This window comes from Prescottella sp. D32 (genome assembly GCF_037287305.1).
Lineage (GTDB): Bacteria > Actinomycetota > Actinomycetes > Mycobacteriales > Mycobacteriaceae > Prescottella > Prescottella equi.
On sequence record NZ_JARBSW010000006.1, the window covers coordinates 1 to 25092 of the forward strand.

22 protein-coding genes, 6 tRNA genes and 1 pseudogene are annotated in these 25092 nt (G+C 68.7%); 12 read left to right on the forward strand and 17 right to left on the reverse strand.

Annotated elements, in window-relative coordinates; genetic code table 11:
• The 8 genes and pseudogenes from PSS76_RS21120 to PSS76_RS21155 form a co-directional block, all read right to left on the reverse strand.
• Positions 1 to 156: pseudogene (locus PSS76_RS21120) on the reverse strand (pyridoxal 5'-phosphate synthase lyase subunit PdxS); the annotation flags it as partial.
• Positions 157 to 346: 190 nt separating this feature from the next.
• Positions 347 to 1363, reverse strand: a complete 1017-nt coding sequence (locus PSS76_RS21125; RefSeq protein ID WP_044990907.1) for an NUDIX hydrolase — start codon at positions 1361 to 1363, stop codon at positions 347 to 349.
• Positions 1360 to 2487 (reverse strand): glycosyltransferase family 4 protein, encoded by a 1128-nt coding sequence (locus PSS76_RS21130; protein WP_005513550.1) that lies wholly within the window; start codon positions 2485 to 2487, stop codon positions 1360 to 1362. Before PSS76_RS21130 ends, PSS76_RS21125 begins: the two co-directional genes overlap by 4 nt.
• A complete protein-coding gene (locus PSS76_RS21135) occupies positions 2484 to 3389 on the reverse strand; it encodes a phosphatidylinositol mannoside acyltransferase (RefSeq protein WP_005513551.1) in 906 nt (301 codons plus the stop codon). The genes PSS76_RS21130 and PSS76_RS21135 overlap by 4 nt, the downstream gene beginning before the upstream one ends.
• On the reverse strand, positions 3386 to 4072 hold the full coding sequence (gene pgsA, locus PSS76_RS21140) for a phosphatidylinositol phosphate synthase (protein WP_022595610.1): 687 nt from the start codon (positions 4070 to 4072) through the stop codon (positions 3386 to 3388). The genes PSS76_RS21135 and pgsA overlap by 4 nt, the downstream gene beginning before the upstream one ends.
• 94 nt (positions 4073 to 4166) lie before the next feature.
• A complete protein-coding gene (locus tag PSS76_RS21145) occupies positions 4167 to 4727 on the reverse strand; it encodes an ATP adenylyltransferase (RefSeq protein WP_005513553.1) in 561 nt (186 codons plus the stop codon).
• Entirely contained in the window at positions 4724 to 6775 is a 2052-nt protein-coding gene (gene thrS / locus PSS76_RS21150) for a threonine--tRNA ligase (protein ID WP_022595607.1), read from the reverse strand. The genes PSS76_RS21145 and thrS overlap by 4 nt, the downstream gene beginning before the upstream one ends.
• A gap of 110 nt (positions 6776 to 6885) precedes the next feature.
• Complete coding sequence (locus tag PSS76_RS21155; protein ID WP_044990905.1) at positions 6886 to 7374, reverse strand: TIGR02611 family protein; 489 nt, start codon at positions 7372 to 7374, stop codon at positions 6886 to 6888.
• 133 nt (positions 7375 to 7507) lie between these two features.
• Here PSS76_RS21155 and PSS76_RS21160 point away from each other — a divergent pair, with 133 nt between their 5' ends.
• Complete coding sequence (locus tag PSS76_RS21160; protein WP_337456605.1) at positions 7508 to 8236, forward strand: SIMPL domain-containing protein; 729 nt, start codon at positions 7508 to 7510, stop codon at positions 8234 to 8236.
• Positions 8237 to 8323: 87 nt separating this feature from the next.
• Here PSS76_RS21160 and PSS76_RS21165 read toward each other — a convergent pair.
• A tRNA-Val gene (locus tag PSS76_RS21165) sits at positions 8324 to 8395 on the reverse strand.
• 476 nt (positions 8396 to 8871) lie between these two features.
• Between PSS76_RS21165 and PSS76_RS21170 the strand changes: the two genes are divergently transcribed.
• The 5 genes from PSS76_RS21170 to PSS76_RS21190 all read left to right on the forward strand — a co-directional run bounded on the left by PSS76_RS21170 (position 8872) and on the right by PSS76_RS21190 (position 9370).
• A tRNA-Gly gene (locus PSS76_RS21170) sits at positions 8872 to 8944 on the forward strand.
• A gap of 25 nt (positions 8945 to 8969) precedes the next feature.
• Positions 8970 to 9040 (forward strand) — tRNA-Cys (locus PSS76_RS21175).
• 1 nt (position 9041) lies between these two features.
• Positions 9042 to 9116: transfer RNA gene (locus PSS76_RS21180), tRNA-Val, on the forward strand.
• Between the two features lie 45 nt (positions 9117 to 9161).
• Positions 9162 to 9237, forward strand: a tRNA-Gly gene (locus PSS76_RS21185).
• Between the two features lie 58 nt (positions 9238 to 9295).
• A tRNA-Val gene (locus PSS76_RS21190) sits at positions 9296 to 9370 on the forward strand.
• 190 nt (positions 9371 to 9560) lie between these two features.
• Here the strand turns inward: PSS76_RS21190 and PSS76_RS21195 are convergent.
• The gene (locus PSS76_RS21195) at positions 9561 to 10946 is read right to left on the reverse strand and encodes a GH1 family beta-glucosidase (RefSeq protein ID WP_041674670.1); all 1386 of its coding nucleotides are present in this window, start codon (positions 10944 to 10946) and stop codon (positions 9561 to 9563) included.
• A gap of 58 nt (positions 10947 to 11004) precedes the next feature.
• Here PSS76_RS21195 and PSS76_RS21200 point away from each other — a divergent pair, with 58 nt between their 5' ends.
• Positions 11005 to 12207 (forward strand): MFS transporter, encoded by a 1203-nt coding sequence (locus tag PSS76_RS21200; protein WP_044990903.1) that lies wholly within the window; start codon positions 11005 to 11007, stop codon positions 12205 to 12207.
• Between the two features lie 63 nt (positions 12208 to 12270).
• Complete coding sequence (locus PSS76_RS21205; protein WP_013415844.1) at positions 12271 to 12801, forward strand: GNAT family N-acetyltransferase; 531 nt, start codon at positions 12271 to 12273, stop codon at positions 12799 to 12801.
• Positions 12802 to 12829: 28 nt separating this feature from the next.
• Here the strand turns inward: PSS76_RS21205 and zapE are convergent, their stop codons facing one another.
• Complete coding sequence (gene zapE / locus PSS76_RS21210) at positions 12830 to 13843, reverse strand: cell division protein ZapE (protein WP_013415843.1); 1014 nt, start codon at positions 13841 to 13843, stop codon at positions 12830 to 12832.
• A 22-nt stretch (positions 13844 to 13865) separates the two neighbouring features.
• Here zapE and PSS76_RS21215 point away from each other — a divergent pair, with 22 nt between their 5' ends.
• The 4 genes from PSS76_RS21215 to msrB are packed head-to-tail and all read left to right on the forward strand — an operon-like array spanning position 13866 to position 18003.
• Positions 13866 to 14654: a pyrimidine reductase family protein gene (locus PSS76_RS21215; protein ID WP_064076429.1), complete on the forward strand. Its 789-nt coding sequence runs from the start codon at positions 13866 to 13868 to the stop codon at positions 14652 to 14654.
• Between the two features lie 29 nt (positions 14655 to 14683).
• Complete coding sequence (locus PSS76_RS21220) at positions 14684 to 16225, forward strand: alpha/beta hydrolase (protein ID WP_337456606.1); 1542 nt, start codon at positions 14684 to 14686, stop codon at positions 16223 to 16225.
• Between the two features lie 52 nt (positions 16226 to 16277).
• Positions 16278 to 17531, forward strand: a complete 1254-nt coding sequence (locus tag PSS76_RS21225; protein WP_005513564.1) for a glycosyltransferase family 87 protein — start codon at positions 16278 to 16280, stop codon at positions 17529 to 17531.
• 31 nt (positions 17532 to 17562) lie between these two features.
• On the forward strand, positions 17563 to 18003 hold the full coding sequence (gene msrB, locus PSS76_RS21230) for a peptide-methionine (R)-S-oxide reductase MsrB (protein ID WP_013415840.1): 441 nt from the start codon (positions 17563 to 17565) through the stop codon (positions 18001 to 18003).
• A 69-nt stretch (positions 18004 to 18072) separates the two neighbouring features.
• Here msrB and PSS76_RS21235 read toward each other — a convergent pair whose 3' ends face one another.
• From PSS76_RS21235 to hemE, 6 genes are all read right to left on the reverse strand, one after another.
• Positions 18073 to 19077, reverse strand: a complete 1005-nt coding sequence (locus PSS76_RS21235) for a DUF1648 domain-containing protein (RefSeq protein WP_013415839.1) — start codon at positions 19075 to 19077, stop codon at positions 18073 to 18075.
• Positions 19074 to 19424, reverse strand: a complete 351-nt coding sequence (locus PSS76_RS21240; protein WP_013415838.1) for a GntR family transcriptional regulator — start codon at positions 19422 to 19424, stop codon at positions 19074 to 19076. Before PSS76_RS21240 ends, PSS76_RS21235 begins: the two co-directional genes overlap by 4 nt.
• A 36-nt stretch (positions 19425 to 19460) precedes the next feature.
• Complete coding sequence (locus PSS76_RS21245; RefSeq protein ID WP_041674170.1) at positions 19461 to 21731, reverse strand: molybdopterin guanine dinucleotide-containing S/N-oxide reductase; 2271 nt, start codon at positions 21729 to 21731, stop codon at positions 19461 to 19463.
• Positions 21732 to 21883: 152 nt separating this feature from the next.
• Entirely contained in the window at positions 21884 to 22579 is a 696-nt protein-coding gene (hemQ, locus tag PSS76_RS21250; RefSeq protein WP_005513577.1) for a hydrogen peroxide-dependent heme synthase, read from the reverse strand.
• 4 nt (positions 22580 to 22583) lie between these two features.
• Positions 22584 to 23948, reverse strand: a complete 1365-nt coding sequence (locus PSS76_RS21255) for a protoporphyrinogen oxidase (RefSeq protein ID WP_013415836.1) — start codon at positions 23946 to 23948, stop codon at positions 22584 to 22586.
• Entirely contained in the window at positions 23945 to 25012 is a 1068-nt protein-coding gene (gene hemE, locus PSS76_RS21260) for a uroporphyrinogen decarboxylase (protein WP_013415835.1), read from the reverse strand. Before hemE ends, PSS76_RS21255 begins: the two co-directional genes overlap by 4 nt.
• Positions 25013 to 25092 lie beyond the last annotated feature (80 nt).

The following is a 25092-nucleotide window of genomic DNA, read 5'->3' on the forward strand; positions in this document are numbered from 1 at the left end:
CTCGAGCGCCATGACCGCGACAGCGCCGGCGTCCTCGGCGATCTTGGCCTGCTCGGGGGTGACCACGTCCATGATGACGCCGCCCTTGAGCATCTCGGCCATGCCCCGCTTGACGCGCGCCGTGCCGGTAGTGGGGGTGGTGTCGGGGGTGCTCACAGCAAACTCCTGGGTTCTCGCCGGCTTCGGGGAAAGATCTGACACGCCGGGACCAGCCGAGCCTGTCTCGGACTCGTGGTGCCACAGCGCGTGGCCAATTCTATGACGACGCCGCCACCGCCCCCATAGCCAGTGCCCGATACCTGGCCTGTTGTGGCGACGGTCATAGCGAAACGTGCACTTCGGCGGCTCAGCGGATCGCGCGGACCTCGGGTTCGTCGACCCGGACCACGGCCATGTTGGCCTCGTCGAGCAACTCGGGCAGATCCTGCGGGTACACGGCCTCGCCACCGCCCTGGATCGCCCGGATCTCGGCGGGGGTACACCACCGGTGCTCGAGGATCGTGCGGCGTTCGAGGTCGGTGAAACCGCCTCGGTGCGGGACGAACTCCTCGGTGCGGACAGCGAAGAACAGTTCCTCGGAGCGGATCAGCTCACCGGCGAACGGGAAGATCGCCACCCGACGCCACAGCGGGCCGCGCAGGTCGTCGGGCTCCACCGTGAGACCGGTCTCCTCGTGGATCTCCCGGACCGCGGCGGCCCGCAGAGTCTCCCCTGTCTCGACGGCGCCGCCGATCGTGAACCAGAACGACGTGTCGGGCTTCTCCGGATCACGGCCGCGCACCAGCAGCACACGGCCCCGGTCGTCGAGCATCACCACCCGTGCCGACGTGCGGATCTCGTCGAGCTGGAGATCGGGCTGCTCCCCGCGTTCCGCGATCTCGAAGTAGGTCGGCAGCGGCGCCGTGCCCCCGAGGTGCAGCCAGCGAACCGGCCGCCGGGTGCGTAGCGCCAGCGTGTCGCGGACGGCGTCGTTGTGAAACCTGCGCGCGATCAGCACGCGGGCCTCGGCGTCGGCCAGTTCGGCGACCAACTGGGGTGGCAACGTGTGCGCGTCGAGAGTTGCCAGCGCCCCGGACAGGGCGTTCTCGGCGGACTCCCGCTGGGCGCGTTCGGCGCGTTCGGCCTGACCGGCGAGCGTCGACAGACGCCTGCTCTCCCCCGGAGCCGACGCCATTGCCGCCGCGATGGCGCGCACGACGACGGCCCGGCGAGCGAGTGCCGCATCCAGCGCCTGCCACGACAGATCGGACCGCACGTGCAGGCGATCCAGGCGGTTCGCGGTGCCGTACGCCCACGCGCCAACGATTGCGACGACTGCCGCGATCAACGCGAGGACCAGGATGGTCATTGCCGAGAAGGTCACGAACGCACCTCACGCACACCCGTCGAACCCACGGTCACGGTCTCGTACACCCGCAGGATCTGCTCGGCCACCACCGGCCAGTCGTACTCGCCGACGACGACACTCGCGACGTCGGTGAGTGCGCGCCGCCGATCCTCGTCTCCGAGTACGGAATCGATGGCGGCAGCGAGAGCCGCCGAATCGCCGACGGGGACGAGCAGACCCGCGGTGCCGTCACGCAGTACGCGGCGGAACGCGTCGAGTTCGCTCGCGACGACGGGCGCGCCCGCCGCCATCGCCTCGACGAGCACGATGCCGAAGCTCTCGCCGCCGAGGTTCGGCGCGCAGTACACGTCGACACTGCGTAGCGCCGACGCCTTCTCCGCGTCGCTCACCTGGCCGAGCAGGCGCAGGTGGCCGGCGAAGCGTCCGGCCTCCTTGCGCAGCTTCTCCTCGTCACCCCGTCCGACCACGAGGATCTCGAGGTCCGGGTACTTCTCGACCAATGTGGGCAGTGCGCCGAGAAGCACCGCCATGCCCTTGCGGGGCTCGTCGTACCGACCGAGGAAGAGCACGGTCCGGCCGGGCCGCGGGTACCCCGGCAGCGGCGCAGCGTTTGCGAACGCCGGCACGTCGACGCCGTTGGGAATCTCCACCGCGTCCGAGCCCAGGGATTCGACCTGCCACCGCCGGGCCAGTTCGGACACCGCGATCCGGCCGCTGATCTTCTCGAGGTACGGCTGGAGGACACTCTGGAAGGTGCTCAGCACCAACGACTTCGTGGTCGAGGTGTGGAACGTGGCGACGATGGGCCCCTCCGCGATCTTCATCGCGAGCATCGACAGGCTCGGGGCGTTGGGCTCGTGGATGTGCAGGACGTCGAAGTCGTTGTCGGCGATCCACCGCCGCACCCGCGCATACGAGACCGGCCCGAACGTCAGGCGCGCAACCGATCCGTTGTAGGGAATGGCGACCGCGCGGCCGGCCGAGACGACGAAGTCCGGCAGTTCCGTGCCCTCCGACGCGGGGGCCAGCACGCTCACCTTGTGTCCGCGCTCGATGAGCACCTGGGCGAGCTCGACGACATGCGCCTGCACACCGCCCGGTACGTCGAAGGAGTACGGGCAGACCATTCCGATCTTCATCGCGACTCCATGCGGGCACGACGGGACTCGGACAGGTCGTCGAGCCACAGGGGCTGGAGCATGTGCCAGTCCGCGGGGTGGGCGGCGATGTTGACCTCGAAGCGGTCTGCCAGCGCCTGGGTGGCGCCGCCGATTCCGGACGAGACGTCGATCGGCGGATCGATCGAGAAGCCCCAACCGCCGTCGGTGAACCAGCAGTGCACCGGCAGCAGCGCGGCCCCGGTCTCGATCGCGAGCTTGGCCGGCCCCGCGGGCATGCGGGTCGGTTCCCCGAAGAAGGTGACCGGCACGCCCTTGGCCGCGAGATCCCGCTCGCCGAGCAAGCACACGACCTTGTTCTCGCGCAGTCGTTTCGCGAGTTCCCCGAAGGGTGGCTGTTCGCCGCCGCTGAGCGGAAAGATCTCCATCCCGAGGCTCTCGCGATACGCCACGAAACGGAGGTAGAGCGACTCCGGCTTCAGCCGCTCGGCGACCGTCGACAGTCCACCCCACGTCTGGGTGCACCACACTCCGGCCATGTCCCAGTTGCCACTGTGCGGCAGCGCCAGGATGGCGCCCTTGCCGGCGGCCATCGCCTGCTCGAGATACGCCTGACCCTCGACACTCGAGTCGACAGCGGCCGCTGTCGCGGCCAGATCCATCGACGGTAGGCGGAAGGCCTCGCGCCAGTATCGGGCGTAGGAGCGCAACGAGTCCCGGATCAGGTCGTCCGGCACGTCTTCCGGAGCCACTCCGAGCACGCGGGCGAGGTTGCGCCGCAACTGCTGTGGACCACCGCGGCGGCGCGCCGCGAAATCGGCACCCGCGTCGAAGACCGCGACGGCCATCCGTTCCGGCAACGCCCGGACGACTCGCCATCCCGTGGCGTACCCGAGGTCGGCGGCCTTCTCGGCGACGCTCACGACGCCTCCCCCGCACCGGAGGGCTGCTCGTCGTTCTTGGGCGCGATGGGGAGGAGGTCACGGGCACCGGCGGAGTTCCGTACCGCGAGTACGCGCTGGAACACGGTGACGATGCTCGCGACGGCGAGGATCCACATCGCGACGTACACGGCCCAGTGCAGCCATGCGATGTCGAAATGCCCTGCGATTCCGGTGAACCCGGCACCGACCAGGACGATGATCAGCCGATCCGGTCGCTCGATGAGACCACCGTCAGCGGACAGCCCGCTCGCCTCGGCCCGGGCCTTGGCGTACGAGATCACCTGCGAGCTCACGAGGCAGATCAGTGTCGCGATCAGCAGGCTCTTGCTGTTCTCGTGGTAGACCGCCCACCACGCGAGGCCCGAGAAGATGGCGCCGTCGGCGATTCGATCGCACGTCGCGTCGAGTACGGCGCCGTATCGGGTTCCGCCGCCGCGCGCACGGGCCATGGCACCGTCGAGCATGTCGAACATGACGAAGAACCAGATGAACATGGTTCCCCAGAACAAATGACCGGAAGGGAACAGGGTCAGTGCGCCCGCGATGCTGGCGATCGTGCCGATCACCGTCACCGCGTCGGGTGTGAGCCCCGTCTTCACCAACGCCTTGCCCATCGGCGCCGTCACCTTGGACACCGACGCTCGACCGAAGAAACTCAGCATCCCTCTCCCCCCTTCCGCGACCTACCGCGGTACCGCGCCCCGGCGGACCCCGCATCCGATCCTGCCACGCGATTTCCCCGCCGGCCCTTGGCGATCACTCGTCCCAGGCCCCCGCGAGCAACGCCCGTGTCTCCCGCAGCAGCTGCGGCATCACTTTCGCACCCCCGAGCACTGTGATGAAGTTCGCATCGCCACCCCACCGCGGAACGATGTGCTGGTGCAGGTGCTCGGCGAGCGAACCCCCCGCCGCCGCACCCAGGTTCAGACCGACGTTGAATCCGTCCGGATTCGAGACCCGCTTGATCACCCGGATCGCCTGCTGCGTGAACGCCATCAACTCGGCGCTCTCCTCGGGCGTGAGGTCCTCGAGCGCCGCAACCCTGCGGTACGGCACCACCATCAGGTGGCCCGGGTTGTACGGGTACAGGTTCAGGACCGCGTACACCGCTTCGCCGCGCGCGACGATCAGCCCTTCCTCGTCGGTCATCTTCGGGATCTCGCTGAACGGTCCCTCACTCGACTTCGACGCCTTGGGCGCCTCCGCGATGTACGACATCCGGTGCGGCGACCACAGTCGCTGCAAGCGGTCGGGATCACCCGGCCCGGTGTCGACGAGTGTGTCGTTGTCGGCGCTGCCGCCCGCTCGCTCGCTCACTGGGCACCACCCACGAGTTCGGCTGTGGGCGAAGCATTCTCGCGACGACCGATCCAGGCAACGATGGTCTCGACGGCGTCCGCGACCGGCACGCCGTTGACCTGGGTGCCGTCACGGAAGCGGAAGCTGACCGCGCCCGCCTCGACGTCCCGCTCGCCGGCGAGAAGCATGAACGGCACCTTCTGGGTGGTGTGGTTGCGGATCTTCTTCTGCATGCGGTCGTCGCTGACGTCGACCTCGGCGCGCACGCCTGCGGCCTTGAGCTGCTTGACGACGTCGAACAGGTGATCCTCGAACGCCTCGGCGACGGGGATGCCGACGACCTGGACGGGCGCCAGCCACGCCGGGAATGCGCCCGCGTAGTGCTCGGTGAGGACGCCGAAGAACCGCTCGATCGAACCGAACAGCGCACGGTGGATCATGACCGGACGCTGTTTGGTGCCGTCACTTCCGGTGTACTCGAGGTCGAAACGTTCGGGCAGGTTGAAGTCGAGCTGAATCGTCGACATCTGCCAGCTGCGGCCGAGCGCGTCCTGCACCTGCACCGAGATCTTGGGGCCGTAGAAGGCGGCTCCGCCCGGGTCCGGCACCAGGTTCAGGCCCGACGCCTCGCCGACCTCGCGCAGCGTCTCGGTGGCTTCCTCCCACAGCGCGTCGTCGCCCACGAACTTGTCGGGGTTCTTGGTCGACAGCTCCAGGTAGAAGTCGTCGAGGCCGTAGTCCTTCAGCAGGCCGAGCACGAACTTCAGCGTCGTGGTCAGCTCGTCGCGCATCTGCTCCTTGGTGCAGTAGATGTGCGCGTCGTCCTGCGTCATGCCGCGAACCCGGGTGAGTCCGTGCACGACGCCGGACTTCTCGTAGCGGTACACCGAGCCGAACTCGAACAGACGCAACGGCAGCTCACGGTAGGAGCGTCCCCGCGATCCGAACACCAGGTTGTGCATCGGGCAGTTCATCGGCTTGAGGTAGTAGTCCTGGCCCGGCTTGCGGACCGTGCCGTCCTCGTTCAGCTCCTCGTCGATATGCATCGCCGGGAACATGCCGTCCTTGTACCAGTCGAGGTGACCGGAGACCTCGTACAGATGTCCCTTGGTGATGTGCGGCGAGTAGACGAACTCGTAGCCCTCCTCGACGTGGCGCTTGCGGGAGTAGTTCTCCATCTCCTGGCGGATGATGCCGCCCTTGGGATGGAACACCGGCAGTCCCGAACCGAGCTCGTCGGGGAAGGAGAACAGGTCGAGTTCGGCACCGAGCTTGCGGTGGTCGCGGCGCTCGGCCTCGGCCAACAACTCGAGGTGCTTGTCGAGGGCCTCGGTCGATTCCCACGCCGTGCCGTAGATGCGCTGCAGATCCTCGCGGCTCTGATCACCCCGCCAGTAGGCCGCCGAGCTGCGGGTGATCTTGAACGCCGGGATGTACTTGGTGGTCGGAATGTGCGGACCGCGGCACAGGTCCTTCCAGATGACCTCGCCGGTACGCGGGTTGAGGTTGTCGTAGATGGTCAGCTCGCCGCCGCCGACCTCCATGACCTCGGGGTCGTCGATGCCCGACTTGTCGTCGATGAGCTCCAGCTTGAAAGGCTCGTTCGCGAGTTCGGTGCGGGCGTCCTCGAGATCCTCGACGACGCGGCGCGAGAAGCGCTGCGCATCCTTGACGATCTTCTTCATCCGCTTCTCGAGCTTTGCCAGATCCTCCGGGGTGAAGGGGCGCTCCACCTGGAAGTCGTAGTAGAAGCCGTCCTTGATCGGCGGGCCGATGCCGAGCTTCGCCTCGGGGAACTCCTGCTGGACGGCCTGCGCGAGCACGTGTGCGGCCGAGTGCCGGATCACGCTGCGCCCGTCCTCGGTGTCGGCGGCGACCGCCTCGACCTCGACATCGACGTCCGGCGTCCATGACAGGTCCTTGAGATTACCGTCGGCATCGCGGACCACGACGATCGCGTCCGGGCCCTTGCCGGGGAGTCCGGCATCGCGAACCGCCGTGCCCGCAGTGGTCCCGGCTGGCACCTGGACACGTGCGGCGGGGGTGACGGATGCGGGCGTGGTCACGGCGATGCGCTCCTATGTATGAGGGTGTGCCCCCGGATGAGGGGCGAACCCATGTTATCGGCACGGCCCGAAGCCACGTGGATCCGTCCCGCGGCCGGGTCACGCGAGTGCTACAGCGGACTCTCCAGCCACGGCTGCTCGAGCCCGACCCAGCCTCCGACCAACCCGAACGTTCCCAGGATCCACAAGGTCGCCAGTACTACGGCGGTGGTGAACAGCAGCCCGAGGAACTTGACGAAGGCGGACTGCTCCGAGAACCAGATCATGAATCGGTCGTAGCGGGCGCGGGCCCAGTGCAGGAGCCGGTACGCCCAGGCGAACTCGGAGGCGAGGATCCCCAGGCCGGCGAACACGATCAGCCACCCCGGTCCGGGATAAGGAATCGTGACGATGCCGACGGCGAGGACGAGCGCGCCGACGACACCGACGCCGATCCGATAGGCGAGGTTCAGTGAGGTGTTTCGCGCGATTCGCCGACGCCACCGCAACCAGCGATTCTCGACCCGCTCGATCGGACGGAATCCGTCGCGCTCGGAGGACTCCACCGGCCCGCCTCCGTCCGCGGGCTTGCTCACCGCCTGACCGTCCATGATCCGCACCCACCGTCGCGTCGCCGTCCCTACCGGCTCGCACACCGGTGTATGTCGAGCGTACCGACGCGCACATACCCGCCGGAATGTCGATTCGGGAGAAGTGGACCTCCAGTGGGACCCCATCCGCGATAGTGAGCCGATGCCGACGTTCAAGACCCAACACACAATCGCGACAGTTGCCGCTGCCGGCTTCCTCCTCGCTCTCACTGGTTGCGCCTCGGGGCAGTCCGATTCTCCGGGCACCCGACCGACGGGGATCAGCTCCCAGGGCACCGGCACGATCACGGGAACACCCGACACGTTGACGGTGGTGCTGGGAGTACAGACCCAGGCCGCCGAGGCGCAGGCCGCGCTGCAGGACAACTCGCAGCGGGCCACTGCCCTGATCGACACGCTCGAGAGCAAGGGTGTGGCCGCCGAGGACATCAGGACCAGCGAGCTGTCGGTGAACCCGACGTGGGCGCCGGGTGGAGCCGGTATCGACGGGTATCAGGTCACCAACCAGGTGACCGCCACCCTGCACGACGTCTCCCAGGCCGGTGCGGTCATCGACGCGGCCGCCTCTGCCACCGGTGACGCCGTTCGGGTACAGCAGACGAGCTTCTCCATCTCCGACGACAGCGAATTGCGCGCCGAGGCACGCAGTCGAGCCGTACAACAGGCCCAGGACCAGGCTCGGCAGATGGCGGAGGCGGCCGGAGTGGAACTCGGGAAGGTCCGCTCGATCGTCGAGGTGCCGCCGCAGGCGGCAGGATCACCGTCTCCTTACATGCGCACACCCGACATGGCGCTTGCGGACGCCGTGCCGATCCAGCCGGGCTCGCAGGAGCTGAGCGTGAACGTCGCGGTCACATACGACATCCGCTGATCCCCCGGCACGCCCGCGCGACCGCGGGCTGCGGGCTGCGAAAATGCAGAAAAGCCCCGTCCGGATTCCGGACGGGGCTTTTCGGTGTGGTCCCGGCTGGGATCGAACCAGCGACCTCCCCGGTGTGAACGGGACGCTCTTCCACTGAGCCACGGGACCGAACCGCGCCGAATGCTCGCGGTCGAACGAGACGAAACACTAACACGCACTCGCGCCGAACACGAATCCCCTGGTTGTCATTCATTTCGGCCCAGCCGAACGCGCCTCGACTCGCCCGACCGGGCACCCGGCCGGCAGCTTCGCGCACGCGCTCGCGCACGTGTATGCGTGCGGGGACCAGGCAAGCTTGGGCACACTTGCCGGGGCGGCGACCGACCCCACGTCGGCCACGAAATCACCGACTACGGATACATCGGGCCATGGATGACGGATTTCGAGACGACCAGTCCGTTATCGCGCAGTTTCGCCGGTCCACCATCCTCCCGAAAGCTGCCCTCGAACCCCTGTTTTCTACTCTGACCTGCCGATTTGTGCCTTTCTCAAATGGTCCGCTAATGTTCTCACCGCACCGGGAAAGCGGAAACGCCGAACCGGAGCTGCACCGGAGAGGCCGAAACGCCCCGCCGGAGCGAAATGCGGATGTAGCGCAGCTGGTAGCGCATCACCTTGCCAAGGTGAGGGTCGCGGGTTCGAATCCCGTCATCCGCTCGAGAGGTTGGACTCGACCTTTTATGGTGGAGTGGCCGAGTGGTGAGGCAACGGCCTGCAAAGCCGTGCACACGGGTTCGATTCCCGTCTCCACCTCGCGCGATTAGCTCAGCGGGAGAGCGCTTCCCTGACACGGAAGAGGTCACTGGTTCAATCCCAGTATCGCGCACCAAGTTTCGAGGCAGTATGCTGCTGACAGACTTGAGTGAAACAACATGCGGATGTAGCGCAGCTGGTAGCGCATCACCTTGCCAAGGTGAGGGTCGCGGGTTCGAATCCCGTCATCCGCTCCAAGATCGGCCTCGTGCCGGTCCGGAGACTCCGATCCTTCGGAGTGTTCGATCAAGACCCGCGCGATTAGCTCAGCGGGAGAGCGCTTCCCTGACACGGAAGAGGTCACTGGTTCAATCCCAGTATCGCGCACCACCCGAAAAGAGGCACCTCGCGACGAGGTGCCTCTTTTCGTATCCGGGTCCCGGATGCCGGTTGAGTCCGACTCGAACATGAGGAATCCCTCAGGTATCGTCGAACGTGCCATCCCCCGATGGTGCGGAGCCCCAGCCATGACCCCCCATCCACGGCTGGGGCTCGTTCACACTCGAAACACCTTCGGGCGTCAGGCGCCCTTCCGCGCCGCCAGCATCGACTGGAACCAGCGGTACGAATCCTTCGGCGTCCGCGCCAGTGTGTCGTAGTCCACGTGCACCAGGCCGAACCGCTCGCGGTATCCGGCGGCCCACTCGAAGTTGTCGAGGATCGACCATACGAAATAGCCGCGGACGTCGACCCCGGCGTCCATCGCTGCGCGGACCGCGGTGAGATGGTCGGCGTGATAGGCGATGCGGCGCTCGTCCCGGACGCGGCCCGCCGCGTCCGGGTCCGGATCGTGGAACGAGCAACCACTCTCGGTGATGTACACGGGAGGAAGGGCCGCGCCGAACCGGTCCCGGAAGATCGTCAGAATCTCCGTGAGCCCTTCGGGGACGATCGGCCAACCGAAATCGGTTCGCGGGTAACCGTCGAGTGCGACCGGCGCGAACGGCATGCCCGGCGGCAGGTCCACCTCGAGCACGCCCTCGGAGCCTTCGCCCTCGCGCGGGGCGGCGATCAGTGTCGGCTCGTAGTAATTGATCCCGAACCAGTCCAGCGGTTGCGCGATGACCGCGAGGTCGTCGTCGACCGGTCCGGTGAGCAGCGCGGCGAGTTCGTCCGCGGGGTACTTGCCGAGAAGCACCGGGTCGGCGAACGTCCAGTTGACGATGTGGTCGTAGACGTCCGCCGCCTCGACGTCCGCATCGGCGTCGGTCGCGGCGTGCACCGGCGCATGATTCGATGCGATCCCGATGTTCGTGCAGCCTGCGGAGCGGAGCGCCTGCACCGACAATCCGTGTCCGAGCAGTTGGTGGTGCGCGGCCTGCAGTGCCCCGAATCCGAGTTCGAGTCCCGGTGCGTGAACCCCGAGCGCGTGCCCGTAGAGGGTGTGGACCACGGGTTCGTTGAGCGGCATCCACATTCCCGCCCGGTCGCCGAGCCGCTCCCCCACCACCGCCGCGTACTCAGCGAGCCGATGCGCGGTCTCCCGGTTCAGCCAGCCGCCGTCGTCCTGCAGCGCCTGCGGGAGATCCCAGTGGAACAGAGTGACCGCCGGAGCGATGCCGGCAGTGCACAACTCGTCGATCAGGCGGTCGTAGAAGTCGAGTCCGGCCACGTTGACAGCACCCTTGCCGTGGGGCTGGATCCGCGGCCACGCCACCGACAATCGGTACGAGTCCACGCCGAGGTCACGCATGAGCGAGACGTCCTCGCGGTACCGGTGATAGTGGTCGATCGCGACGTCGCCGGTTTCACCTCGGACGATTTTCCCGGGGATCGAACAGAACTCGTCCCAGATCGACCGGCCTCTGCCGTCCTCGGCGACCGCCCCCTCGACCTGATAGGCCGCCGCCGCGACACCGAAAACGAAGTCGTGGGGGAACTCTGGAATCGAATGCTCTGCCGCCATGATGAGCAGTGAAGCAGAGAACGCCACGAAACGGAGCTGATTGTTGGACACTCGTTCAGTGATTCGAAACACGAAAACCCTTAGTGGTGCGCGCGTCTCGACGGCTGTCGCGTTCGGCTTACAGGGGTTCCTGCTGGCGGTGCTCCTCACCCAGCTTCCACAGTTCAAGGACGATCTCGGATTCAGCGACTCCCTTGTCGCTGCCACCGTCGTCGGAATTTCGATCGTCGCCGGTGTGGGCAGTGTCCTCGCCGAACAACTCGCGAAGGCCACGTCGAGCCGGACCACGCTGCGCACCGGGTTGTTCGTCATCGCGGTCGGCGCGGCTGTCATCGCGCTCGCGACGTCGACGCCGGCATTCCTCGCCGCGTTCGCGTTGTACGGGATCGGGCTGGGCATCGTCGACGCGGCCGCAAACATGCAGGCGGTGTCGATCCAGCACGCCTACGGCCGGGTGATCCTCTCGTCGTTCCATGCCTCGTGGAGTGTCGGTGCGATCATCGGCGCCGGCTATGTCGCAGCGTGCTCGGCGCTCGACCTGTCGGTCGAGTTGTCGGTTCTGGTCGCGGCGGCCGCGGTGGCGGCGCTCTGCGCGGGGATCGGGCCGCGCCTGCTGCGCACCGGGCACGAGCGCGCTGCGACGTCGGTGACCGCTCCACTGACGGTGCCGCTGCGCCCGTTCCTCGCGCTCGGCGTCGCCATGATGCTCTTCTATGCCATCGACTTCGGCATCGGCACCTACTCGCCGCTGTACCTCAAGGAGGTCCTGCTCTCCGACGCCGGGACGGCGGCCCTCGCGATGGGCGCCTACCAGGTGACCGCGCTGATCTCGCGTCTCACGGGCGACCACTGGGTGCGCCGGTTCGGTGAGATCGCGGTCGTCCGGGTCGGTGCCGCGATCAGTGTGGCGGGTCTGCTCATCGCGGTCCTGGCACCCTCCCCCGTGGTCGCCATCGCCGGATTCTTCATCGTCGGCCTCGGCGCCCCCGTGATCGCTCCGCTCAGCTTCAGTGCTGCGGGGCGGCTGGCGCCACCGGATCAGACCGACGCCGTGATCGCACGGATCAACCTGTTCAACTACGCGGGCACGGTGATCGCCGGTGGTGTGATCGGCGGCATCGCGGCGCTGTCCGACCTCCGGATCGGATTCGTCGCTCCTCTGCTGTTCGCGGTGGTGTTGTTCCTGCTCGCGCCCGCTTTCGCGCCCACCCGGGCACGTTCCGGGGACGCCGAGAGCGAGTCCGCTCCCACCGGCGCGTGACCGGGGCCGTCCCGGAAAGTGGTGTACTTACCGGGACGGACCCGACGTACGCGAGGTGAGGCTGTGACGATTTCCGTGGACCGTGCCGGACTGTGGGACGCCGAGGCACTCGCCGACGTCGCCGCGGTGACCTTCCCGCTCGCGTGCCCCCCGCACGCCACCAAGGAAGACATTGCCGCTTTCATCGACGAGGTGCTCTCCGCCGAGAAGTTCAGCGAGTACCTGACCGATCCGACGCGCACGGTGCTCAAGGCGACCACGGGCGGGGAAATCGTCGGCTACGTGATGCTGGTCGACGGAACACCCGAGGACGACGACATCCGGGCCGCGCTGTCGCTGCTCCCGACGACGGAGATCAGCAAGCTGTACGTGCTGCCGGACCGGCACGGATCGGGTGTGTCGGCGGCACTGATGGACGCCGCGGTCGATCATGCCCGCAACGCGAACTGCGCCGGCGTGTGGCTCGGCGTCAACCAGGAGAACGAGCGGGCGCAGCGGTTCTACGTCAAGAACGGCTTCGAGAAGGTCGGAACCAAGACGTTTCGGGTAGGCGCCCAGACCCACCACGACTTCGTGATGCAGCGCAGCCTCTGAACGGCGCACTGCATCACGAAGGTTCGTTCTAGGCGGCGACCTCGAAACGCGAGAGCGCGAGCAGACGCGAGGTCGCGCGCAGGTACTTCTTGCGGTAGCCGCCGGCGACCATCTCGGGCGTGAAGATCTCGTCGAGCTTGGCGCCGGACACCGTCACCGGGATGCTCGCGTCGTACAGACGGTCCGCGAGGACCACCAGGCGCAGCGCGACGGACTGGTCGGCGGCCGGGTGCACTCCCTTGATGAACACCGCGGGCACGCCCTCGACCAGCTTGCCGTACCGCGACGGGTGCAGCGTACTGAGGTGCGCGCACAGCTCGTCGAAGTCGTCGAGCGTGGCGCCCTCGATCGCGTCCGCGCGCTCGAGCAGGTCGGCATCGTCGGTCGGCTCGGGGGCCGGCGGCAGGTCGCGGTGCCGGTAGTCCGGGCCGTCGACGCGGATCGTCTCGAAGATCGAGCCGAGCTTCTTGATCTCACGCAGGAAGTCCTGCGCGGCGAAGCGGCCCTCACCGAGCTGTCCCGGAAGGGTGTTCGACGTCGCGACGATGGAGACGCCGCGCGCGGACAGCTCGGTGAGCAGCCGCGAGACCAGCATCGTGTCGCCCGGATCGTCGAGCTCGAACTCGTCGATGCACAGCACGCTGTGCGAAGACAGTTCCTCGACCGCGCGGTTGAACCCGAGCGCGCCGACGACGTGCGTCAGCTCGACGAACGTTCCGAACGCCTTCGGCGACGGCGAGCTGTGGAAGATCGACGCGAGCAGGTGGGTCTTGCCGACGCCGAACCCGCCGTCGAGGTACAGACCGGCACCGGTGGACGGCGCCTTCTTACCGAACAGCCCACGGCGTCCGCCGCCGCGGATCTTGGCGACCTTGCCGGCGAATTCCTCGGCCTTGCGGACCGCGGCGGCCTGGCTCGGCTCCTTCGGATCCGGGATGTAGGACGCGAAACTGACGTCGTCGAACATCGCCGGCGGCACCATTTGAGCAACCAATTGATCGGCCGGCACCACCGGATTGCGATCGACAAGACGTGCATGCATGCACTGAGCGTATCGACGTGCTGTGATCGAACACGTGCACCGTCTGGATTTTGCGACCTACCTCACACGGGACGAAGGCAACGCCGGGCAGCCGGCGCAGCTGAGCGACGACCACCTCCGTTCACTGTACGGATACCCGGACCGACTCGACAGACCGTGGATCCGCACCAATTTCGTGTCGAGCATCGACGGTGCCGTGACTGTCGACGGCGTCAGCGCCGGACTCGGAACCCCCGCCGACAAGCGCGTCTTCGCGGTGCTGCGCGAGCTCGCGGACGTCGTCGTGGTCGGCGCCGGGACGGTGCGCAGCGAGAACTACGGCGGCGCCCGCACCGATGCCGACTCGGCCGCGCGCCGGGAGCGATCGGGTCTGGCCGCGGTCCCCCCTATCGCGGTGGTCACCGCCAGTGCCCGGCTGGATCCGGCGTCGAGGCTGTTCACCGACACCACCGTCCCGCCGCTGGTCCTGACCTCCGCGGCCGCGGACGCCTCACGCGTGCAGCGCCTGCGGGACGCCGGGGCCGACGTCGAGATCGTCGCGGAACGGGAGATCGGCGGAACGGATGTCGTGGCCGCACTGGGCCTTCGCGGGCTGCGCCGGGTCCTGTGCGAGGGCGGGCCCGGCCTGTTCGGAACCCTGATCGCGGACGGCGTCGTCGACGAGCTGTGCCTGACGACGTCGCCGGTCCTGGTCGGCGGGGCCGCCGGCCGGATCGCGCACTCGTCCATCGCGTCGCCCACCGCGATGTCGCGCGCGCACGTGCTGACCGACGACGACGGCACGCTGCTGACCCGATGGGTGCGGGCGTGAGAGATCGCCGACCTGGCAGGCTGTCCGGCATGCGGAGAATCGGGATCGTCGCGATCGTCCTGGCCGTGTGCACCGCGTGCGGGGCTGGACCGTCCATCCGCCCGGACGTCGCCGTCGTCGAACGCGACAGCGGGTCGGCTCCGACAACCGCTTCGACGACGGACGCGCCGCTTCTCGCGGCACCGACCCGCGATCTGGCGTGGTCCGACTGCACCGAGGCCACTCTCACACGCCTCGGGCTCGGCGCGGCCCCGGCCGGGCTGGTGCTCGAATGCGGCAGCTACACCGCACCTGTCGACGCCAACGGCCCGGCGTCCGGCTCGATCGAGGTCGGTGCACTACGTGCCCGCCTCGCCGCGACGCCCGCCGACGCCGCACCGCTCGTTCTGACCTCGGGCTCCGACGTCGCGTCGGCGACGACGCTCGCCGCACTCGCGGCCGGTCCCGCATCCACGCTGCTCGAGCGCCATCCGATCGTCGCGGTGGACCGGCGCGGCACCGGGTCCTCGACTCCGATCGACTGTGGGCGCACCTTCGATCGCCGGGCGCTCGCCGACCTCGGGCAGTCTGCCGGCGTCCCCGCGGACGCGGACCGAATCGCGGACGCGAGTCGCCAGGCCACCACGGCCTGCACCGACACGTTGCAGCCCGCGGAACTCGCGTTCGACACCGTGCATGCCGCCGAGGACCTCGAGCAGCTCCGCCGTACCTGGCAGGTGGACCGGCTGGGGCTGATCGGCACCGGGAACGGGGCGTCGATCGTGTTGGCGTACGCCGCGCGCTACCCCGAGCGGACCGGGCGTCTCGTGCTCGACTCCCCACCCGCGACGACGGCGAATGCGCCCACGGTCGCGGAGCAGCGCGTACAGGGGCAGGAAGCCGCGCTCGCAGCGTTCGCACGCCGCTGCGCCCTCCTGAACTGCTCGCTCGGCCCCGACCCGACCGCGGCCGTGATCGGGCTGCGGGACCAGGCTGCCGCCGGTGATCTGGGGACGGTGTCGGCGAGCGCGTTGCTCGCGACCGTCGCCGCGTTCCTCGGCTCGCCGCGCAGCGATCAACCGGACCGGGTGCGAGAGCTGGCCGACGTCCTCAGCGCCGCGGGAAGCGGCGACGTGGCTCCGTTGTCGGGCCTGGTGGCGTCGACGGAGGCCGCGATCGACACCGACGGCCAGTTCGTCGCCAGGTGCAGCGACGGCCAGCAGTGGCCCGGGCCCGGCCGTGCCCGGGAACTGCAGACCGAGTGGGGAGCTCGCTACCCCACCTTTGGATCCGACGCGGCCCTCGGACTGTTGCGCTGTTCGGCGTGGCCGACGATGCCGCCACCGGCACTCCCGAGCAGCATCCCGGTCCCGGTGCTGGTGCTGTCCGGCGCCGCGGACCCGGTTGTCGGTGATGCCGGTCTTCCGACCGTGACCGGCTCGCTCACGAGCGCGGGCGCGAAGTGGTCCGGACTCACGTGGGAGGGCTACGGCCACCCGGTGACGACGCACTCCGAGTGCGCACGCCAATTCCTCTCGCGTTACCTCGAATCGGGCGTCCTTCCCCCGAACGCGGGTGTGTGCCCGGTGTGAGCGTGCGGGGTGGCCGACCCCGACAATCACGGCGGCGGTGTACCGTGCCGTAGTGTTCCTTCGACGATTCGAGCCGCGTACGGGCCGCACCACCGCCGAGGTCATCAATTTCGTCATGTGGCCGCTGGCCGTCATGACCGTGATCCACCGGATAGTCGTGAAGGCTGTCAATGGTTCGATCACCGACGACTACGCGCCGGTCTACAACGCAGCGTTGGCGTTCCTCAATCGTCAGGACGTCTACACCGCCAACTTCAACTCGGTGGATCCGCACTATCTGTACCCACCGAGCGGCACCATGCTGCTGGCGCCCATCGCGATTCTCGATCCCGAGAAGTCCCGCTGGCTGTTCATCCTGGCCAACGCGATCGCCGTGATCATCGCGCTGTTCGTGCTGTTGAAGATGTTCGACCTCGCATGGAACTCGATCGCGGCGCCGATCCTCATCTTCGCGGCCTTCTCCACGGAGACGGTGTCGAACACCCTGATCTTCTCGAACATCAACGGCCTCATCCTGCTCGCCGAGGTGGCCTTCCTGGCGCTGCTGCTGCGCCGCCGTGACCTGTGGGCCGGGACCGCGATCGGTCTCACCTTCGCGATCAAGCCGATCCTCGCGCCTCTGCTGCTACTGCCGCTGGTGCGAGGCCAATGGAAGGTGTTCGTCACCGCAGTCGGTATCCCCCTGGTCCTCATGGCGGTGGCCTGGCCACTGGCCGCGGACCCGATGGCCTTCATCGACCACACGTTCCCGTACCTGATGGAGTCGCGCGACTACTTCAACAGCGCGATCGTCGGCAACGGCACCTACTTCGGCCTCCCTGTCGCCATGATCTGGGCGCTGCGGATCGCGTTCGCGGCGATGGGCGCGGTGTCGCTGTGGCTGCTCTACCGCTACTACCGCCACGACGAGCTGTTCTTCGTCACCACGACGGCCGGCCTGTTGATGGTGGGCTCGTTCCTGCTGCTGTCGCTGGGGCAGATGTACTACTCGATGCTGCTGTTCCCGCTGCTGATGACCGTGGTGCTTCGCAACAGCGTGATGCGGAACTGGCCGGCGTGGCTGGCCGCCTACGGGTTCCTCAGCGCCGACACCTGGTTCTCGAGTCGGTTCGTCGAGGAAGGCCGGGCCGTCGAGTACCTCAAGCCCACGTACGGCTGGAGCCTGCTGCTCATCGTGATCTTCTGCGTCCTGGTCAATCGCTACCTCACCGCGAAGCGCGAGGGTCGCCTCGACAAGGGAATCGACCCCGACTTCCTGGTCGAAACCGACGGCCGCGCCGACTCGACGGTGCCCGCGAAGGTCTGAGTCGCCGGGCCGGACGTATTAGCGTGGTGGCATGAGTTCCACACAGGATTCCGGCCTGCCCGAACCGAAGTTCCGTCGCAACGACGGAGAGTGGCGTGCGCAACTCACGCCCGAGGAGTACCGCGTGCTTCGTCAGGCGGGCACCGAACCGCCGCACGTCGGCGAGTACACCGACACCAAGACCGAGGGCGTCTACAACTGTCGCGCGTGCGGAGCAGAGCTGTTCCGCAGCACCGAGAAGTTCGAGTCGCACTGCGGCTGGCCTTCGTTCTTCGACCCGGCCGACTCGGACGCAGTGATCCTGCGTGCCGACGACTCACTCGGCATGCACCGCGTCGAGGTGCTGTGCAGCAACTGCCACAGCCACCTCGGTCACGTCTTCGAGGGCGAGGGTTACCCCACCCCCACCGATCAGCGGTACTGCATCAACAGCATCTCGCTCACGCTGCAGCCGACCGAGCCGAACGAGTAGCCTCCCCGCGCGAACATTGACGCCCCGCGCGCGCTACTGCGCGCGGGGCGTCGTTCTGCGCGCGGCGCGCTACCTGGCTACCCGCCCCCGAGCGGCGAGCGAGTTCAGCACCGCGGCAGCCTGATCCGCACCGTCGACGGTGACGGTGAACTTGGAGCCGTCGCCGCGGGTGACGCGCAGCGCCTCGCCGGGGCGCACGAGGAGCCCGACGCCGTCGGGGCCGACCCGGTAGCCGATGCCGCCGTACCGGTTGATCAACCCGATGTGCACGGTGTCGGCGCGAGCGATCTCGTCGAGCGGAATCCGGCGGCGGCCTCCGGTGAGGACATAGCGCGTCTCGAGCCCGCGGTCGTCGACCACGACATGCACCGGTGCGAGGGTCAGGCCCATCAGGAGCGCACCGACGACCGCCGCGATCAGCAGCATCGGCACCGCGCTCTCGGATGTCGCCCAGACGACGGACACGACGATGACGAGCGGCACCAAGGCGAGCACGACGGCCAGCCAGCGCGGCATCGTCGCCGTCCCCGTCCACACCACCTTCTCGGTGTCCGCCAGATCGAGGCGGGACGCATCCGCGGGCGGCACCGCCGCAGCCGACGCCGATGGGGGCCGACCGACCAGTACCGTCCCGACGAAGGCCGCGACGACGCCCACCAGGGCGGCGACCGCGAGCCACCCTCCGCCGAAGGACGCGGCAGTCGCGTCGTCCAATCCCCGCTGCCCGGCGAGGAGTCCGGCCGGGAGAATCGCGACGGCGGCGCCCACTCCCGAGGCGGTCGCGGCACCCATGCGAGCAGCCCGGACGTCCCGCCGGGTGAGCAGGAGGAGGATGCCGCCGAGGATCACCGCGAAGGCGAGCCCGAGCAGCGGCGACCACAGCGCCGCCGCACGGGACGCGAAGCCGTCGGCGTCTCCACCGGGCCCGAAGTGGACCGCCACCGGGTCGGGCAGATCGTCCGACCAGCCGGCCAGCACGCCCACGGCCGTCGCGGTCGCCACGACAGGCGCGAGCAATGCACCCGAAAGACCGCGAACCCACGAAACCTTCTGCGCCTGAATCGAGTCGGTCATGCCATCTCCTTCTTCACCAGATCCAGCAGGTCGGCTGCACTCATTCCGTGACGCTGCGCCTCCGTGACCAGCCCGCGCACCGCGTCCAGCAGCCGACTCCGGGCCGGCGCTTCCGCGGCCACCACGGCGCCGCGTCCGCGCCGCAGTTCGATCAGTCCCTCGTCGCGTAACTGTTGATATCCGCGGAGCACAGTGTGGACGTTCACGTCCAGCGACGCCGCGAGATCGCGGGCTGCGGGCAGCCGCTCCCCCGCCGCGACGGAACCGTCGGCGATCGCGCCGCGCACACACGCGGCGAACTGCTCGTACAGCGGTACGGCGGACGACTGATCGATACGGATGAGCACACACTCACCATATTGTTCTAGTTCAAATAGAACAAGTCAGAGTGGTGGTTCGAATGCCTTGATCGGCGGAAGCGCGCCGTCGAAACGCTCCACCTCGACGAGCACGTGCTGCCCGGTACACCCGTGGGCCAGGCGCGAGCTGCCCACGTCGGCGGTGAGGACGTTGGGGTTGCCGTGCACGCACATCGAGTTCGGATCGGACGGATCCAGCGGGTCGTACCAGGCGCCGGTGGACAACTGCACCACTCCGCGCCGGACGCCGTCGTCGAGCACGACACCGGCGAGACAGGCTCCGCGGTCGTTGAACACGCGGACCACCTCCCCCGCCGCGAGCCCACGGTCCGCGGCGTCCGCCGGGTGCAGCCGTATCGGCTCGCGGCCCCGGATCTTCGACGCCTGGCTGGTGCCGCCGTGGTCGAGTTGCCCGTGCAGGCGGGTCCGCGGCTGGTTCGCGATGAGGTGCAACGGGAACCGCTGCGCGCGTGGCCCGCCCAACCACTCGTCGGGCTCGAACCAGCGCGGGTGGCCGGCGCAGTCGTCGTAGCCGAAACCGTCGATGTCGGCGGAGAAGATCTCGATCCGCCCGCTCGGGGTGGTGAGCGGGTTGCGCTCCGGGTCGTCGCGGAAATCGGAGAACAGCGAAAGCCCGTCCTCGGTGCGCATCCGCACGAACCCACGACGCCAGAACTCGTCGAACGCAGGCGCCTCCACGTGCGCCGGGTCCGTGAGCACGAAGCCACGCCACTGCTCGTACAGATGCTCGATCCACTGCTGCGCGGTGCGGCCCTCGGTGAACCGCTCACCGAAGCCCAGTCGATGCGCGAGCGCCGCGAACGTGTCGTAGTCGTCGCGGGCATCGGCGTACCGGGGCGCCGCCGCGTGCATCGCGACCAGCAGCGGATCGTTGCGGGTGCAGGCGAGATCGTTGCGTTCGAGCGACGTGGTCGACGGGACCACGATGTCGGCGTGCCGGGCCATCGGCGTCCAGTACGGCTCGTGTACGACGATCGTGTCCGGTCGCGCCAGCGCACGGCGCAACCGGGCGAGGTCCTGGTGATGGTGGAACGGATTGCCGCCGGCCCAGTACACGAGGCGGGTGTCCGGGAAGGTGAGGCGTCGGCCGTCGAAGTCGAACTCCTCGCCCGGGTGCAGGAGCAGATCCGCGATCGCAGCCACCGGAATGAAGTCCTGCACCGGATTGCTGCCCTGGAAGAGCGTCGGCAGCGGATACGGCACCGGGGCGAGTCCGGGCTCGTTCATCGACCCGTAGCCGTGTCCGAATCCGCCTCCAGGAAGCCCGATCTGGCCGAGCATCGCGGCGAGTGTCACTCCCATCCACGGCGCCTGCTCGCCGTACCGCACCCGCTGCAGCGACCACGTGACCGTCAACATCGTCCGGCCCGCGGCCATCCGGCGTGCCAGCGTCCTGATCTGCTCGGCGGGCACCCCGGACAGCGCCGACGCCCACTCCGGCGTCTTCGGGACGCCGTCGTCGACACCGAGCAGGTAGCTCTCGAACCGGCCGTAGCCGACGCAGTACCGCGCGAGGAAATCCTTGTCGTGCAAGCCTTCCGACGCGAGCACATGGGCGAGGCCCAGCATGATCGGGACATCGGTTCCGGGCACCGGTGCGATCCAGTCGCACCGGCCGTGCAGGTCGTCCCGCAGCGGGCTGATCGACACCACCTCGGCGCCGCGATCCCGCAACCGGTCGAGGGCACCGCGGGTCGGATGTTCGCTGGTGCCACCGCCATTGACGGCCGTGTTCTTGAGCGGCACGCCACCGAAGCACACCATCAGATCGGTGTTGGCGGCGATGACGTCCCAATTGGTGGAGCGGGCGAACAGCTTCCAGTGCGTGCCCACCACGCGCGGCATGATGACGCCGGTCGCACCGAGGGAATAGGTGTGTACCGAGCGGGTGTAGCCACCGAGCATGTTGAGGAACCGGTGCACCTGGCTCTGCGCGTGGTGGAAACGGCCGGCGCTGGCCCAGCCGTAGGAACCGCCGAAGATCGCCCGGTTGCCGTGCCGGTCGACGATGCGACGCAATTCGCGCGCCAGCAGTTCCGTCAGCTCGTCCCACGACACGGCCACGAACTCGTCGGCGCCGCGAACCTCGGACGGGCCGGGACCCGACTCGAGCCAGCCCCGCCGAACCGCCGGCCCGGTGATGCGGGCGCGGTGCCGCACCGACCCCGGCAGGTTACCCAGGATCGGGGACGGATCGGCGTCGCCCGCATACGGGTGCACGGCGCTCACGTCGCCGTCCACGGACTCGACATCGAACATGCCCCAGTGCGCCATGTGCTGGTACCGCGCCGCCGAACTCACGGGCCTCAGTATGTCAGCGGCAACCAGGGCACGAGGAAGACGCCGTACTTCGTCGTGCGCCACCACACCGCCCCGAATGCGACAACACCCCGCACCTGTCCGGTGCGGGGTGTTCTCTCGCCGGATCAGGGCAGCGAGTTGACCAGCTGCTCGACGCTGACGCGCGGACCCGTGAAGAACGGGGTCTCCTCGCGCACGTGCATGCGGGCCTCGGTGGCGCGCAGGTCGCGCATGAGGTCGACGATGCGGTCCAGCTTCGGGGCCTCGAACGCGAGGATCCACTCGTAGTCGCCGAGCGCGAAGGCCGGGATCGTGTTTGCGCGGACGTCGGGGTAGGTGCGGCCGGCCATGCCGTGATCGGCGAGCATCTTGCGGCGGTCGGCGTCGGGCAGCAGGTACCACTCGTAGGAACGAACGAACGGGTACACGCAGATGTAGTCGCCCGGCTCCTCGCCCGCGATGAACGCCGGGACGTGGCTCTTGTTGAACTCGGCGGGACGGTGCAGCGCGACGTTGGACCACACCGGATCGCTGGACTGCCCCAGGTCGGTGGTGCGGCGGAAGTCGGCGTACAGCTTCTGCAGGTCCTCGAGACGCTCCGCGTGCGTCCAGATCATGTAGTCGGCGTCGGCGCGGACGCCCGCGACGTCGTAGATGCCGCGCACGACGGTCTCGGTGTCCTCGTAGGACGCGAAGAAGTCCTGCGCGTTCTTCACCGCGGCGGCGCGGTCCTCACCGAGGACACCCGGCTGAACCTGGAAGACCGAGAACATCGCGTAGCGAAGGGTGGAATTGAGCTTGTCGAAATCGAGGCGTGCCATGGCCTCATCCTGCCACTCGTGCCGCGAGCCGTGTCGCGGCCGTCGTCGCCGACGCGACGCACGCCGGAACCCCGACCCCGTACAGGTAGGCGCCCGCGACCTCGACTCCGTCGATGTCGGCCGCGGCGGTCTCGATCGCGGCGACCCGGTCCAGGTGCCCGGGCGCGAGCTGCGGCAGCCCGCTGTGCCAGCGGGCGACGACCGCATCCACCGGTTCGGTCGAGACCCCTGTCACCGTCTCGAGGTCGGCGCGGGCCATCGTGACGAGCTGCTCGTCGCTGCTGTCGACGACGGCGGCGTCCCCGAACCTGCCGTACGACGCGCGCACCAGCGTGACCTCCCGCTCGGCCAGGTGCGGCCATTTGCGGCTCGACAGGGTGAAGGCCTTGGCGCCCAACGACTCCCCCGTCGCGACCAGGATTCCGGAGTTCTCGGGGACCCCGGTGTCGTCCGGCAGCGCCAGCGCGACGACCGCGGACGATGCGAGCTCGATACCGCGCGCCGCCTCGGCGAGCGCGGGCGCCGAGGCGCCGACGAGACGAACCATGTCGGGTGCGGGCAGCGCGAGCACCACACCGTCCACGTGGCCGACGGGGTCGAGCCACCAGCCGTCGCCGTCCCGGCGCAGGCCGGTCACGGACGCGTCGAGGACGGTGTGCGGCCGGGCCGCGTCGCGCAGCGCGTCGAGCAGGGTGCCGTAGCCGTCGCGCAGGGTCCCGAACACCGGGCCTGGCGACGGTGTCGGCAGAGCAGCCGCCACGGCGGCCGTGAGGCTCGTCGCCCCGGCGTCGAGCGCCGCGGCGAGGGCCGGAAGCGCGGCCCGAACACCGATCGAGTCGGCCAGTCCCGAGTAGACCCCACCGAGCAGCGGGTCCACGGACCGACGCACCACCTGCTCACCGAACCGGCTCGCGACGAGCGACGCGACATCGACGTCGGCGGACCGATCCCAATCGAACGGCATCGTCGGCTCGGCCGCGATGCGCGCGACGGTGTCGGCATCGACGAGCCCGGCGACGGACTGCGCGGTCGACGGGATGCCCATGAGCGTGCGGGTGGGCAGCGGATGCAACGCACCCTCCGACCAGATCAGCGGCTGGCGACCCGCGGGATGGACCAGCTGGTCCTCGATGCCGAGCTCGACGATCAGCTCGGTCACCTCGGGCCGGCGGGCGATGAACGCTTCCGCGCCGACGTCGACGGGGCCGTCACCGAGAGACTCTGTTCGCAGCTTGCCGCCGAGCCGTGATCCCGCCTCCAGAACGGTGATCTCGGCGTCGGGGCCGAGTTGCTGCCGCAACCGGTAGGCAGCGACGAGACCGGTGACGCCGCCACCGACGACCGCAACCGAGACTCGCCCTCCGGTCACAGCGAATGCACCAGCTCCACCACATCGGTCAGGACTGCCGGATCGGTGTCCGGCAGCACCCCGTGACCGAGGTTGAAGATGTGTCCGGTCGCGCCGGCGGCGAGCGCGGCGTCCGCCTCGCGGCAGATGCGCCGAACTTCCCTCTCGACCGCGTCCCAGCCGGCGAACAACACCGCGGGGTCCAGGTTGCCCTGCAGCGCCTTGCCCGGTCCGACGCGGCGTGCGGCCACATCGAGCGGGATGCGCCAGTCGACGCCGACGACGTCGGCACCGGCCTCACCCATCGCGCCCAGCAACTCGCCCGTGCCGACACCGAAGTGGATGCGCGGCACGTGCGCGGACTCGACCTCGGCGAACACCCGCTCGGAGTGCGGCAGCACGAACTCGCGGTACTCGGCCAGCGAGAGGGCGCCCGCCCAGGAATCGAAGAGCTGGACCGCGTCGACGCCGGCGTGCAACTGGGCCTGCAGGAACGCGATGGTGACGTCGGTGATGCGGCCGAGCAGCGCGTGCCACGTCTTGGGATCGGCGTGCATGAGCGCCTTGGTGCGCTCGTGGTTACGGCTGGGACCACCCTCGACGAGGTACGACGCGAGCGTGAACGGCGCGCCGGCGAAGCCGATCAGCGCCGTCTCGCCGAGCTCGGCGGTGAGCAGCCGGACGGCCTGCGCAACCGCGCCCACCTCGTCGGGCACCAACCGAGGCAGGGCCGCGACGTCGGCGACCGTCCGCACGGGATTCGCGACGACGGGACCGACACCGGCGACGATGTCGAGGTCGATACCGGCCGCCTTGAGCGGAACGACGATGTCGGAGAACAGGATTGCCGCGTCGACCTTGTGCCGGCGGACCGGCTGCATGGTGATCTCGCAGACCAGCTCCGGATCGAAGCAGGACTCGAGCATCCCGATTCCTGCCCGGATCTCCCGGTACTCGGGCAACGAGCGTCCGGCCTGACGCATGAACCACACGGGTCGATGCTTCACCGGACGGCCCGTGGCCGCCGCCAACAACGGTGCGTCGTCGAGAACCCGCCTGGCGGGGTACTCGGCGCGCCCGGTCATCCCTGCATTCGTATCTTCCAAGCCGCTCATCGGGGTCCATGCTGCCATGACCCGGCGCCGGGGCAGAATCGGCGCGCCTC

Bases quoted from the DNA above. Each gene is read 5' to 3' on its own strand.
- PSS76_RS21130 (WP_005513550.1), bottom strand. From the start codon at position 2,487: ATGAAGATCGGAATGGTCTGCCCGTACTCCTTCGACGTACCGGGCGGT.
- pgsA (WP_022595610.1), bottom strand. From the start codon at position 4,072: ATGCTGAGTTTCTTCGGTCGAGCGTCGGTGTCCAAGGTGACGGCGCCG.
- PSS76_RS21160 (WP_337456605.1), top strand. From the start codon at position 7,508: ATGCCGACGTTCAAGACCCAACACACAATCGCGACAGTTGCCGCTGCC.
- PSS76_RS21195 (WP_041674670.1), bottom strand. From the start codon at position 10,946: ATGGCGGCAGAGCATTCGATTCCAGAGTTCCCCCACGACTTCGTTTTC.
- zapE (WP_013415843.1), bottom strand. From the start codon at position 13,843: ATGCATGCACGTCTTGTCGATCGCAATCCGGTGGTGCCGGCCGATCAA.
- PSS76_RS21220 (WP_337456606.1), top strand. From the start codon at position 14,684: ATGCGGAGAATCGGGATCGTCGCGATCGTCCTGGCCGTGTGCACCGCG.
- msrB (WP_013415840.1), top strand. From the start codon at position 17,563: ATGAGTTCCACACAGGATTCCGGCCTGCCCGAACCGAAGTTCCGTCGC.
- PSS76_RS21235 (WP_013415839.1), bottom strand. From the start codon at position 19,077: ATGACCGACTCGATTCAGGCGCAGAAGGTTTCGTGGGTTCGCGGTCTT.
- PSS76_RS21245 (WP_041674170.1), bottom strand. From the start codon at position 21,731: ATGGCGCACTGGGGCATGTTCGATGTCGAGTCCGTGGACGGCGACGTG.
- hemQ (WP_005513577.1), bottom strand. From the start codon at position 22,579: ATGGCACGCCTCGATTTCGACAAGCTCAATTCCACCCTTCGCTACGCG.
- hemE (WP_013415835.1), bottom strand. From the start codon at position 25,012: ATGACCGGGCGCGCCGAGTACCCCGCCAGGCGGGTTCTCGACGACGCA.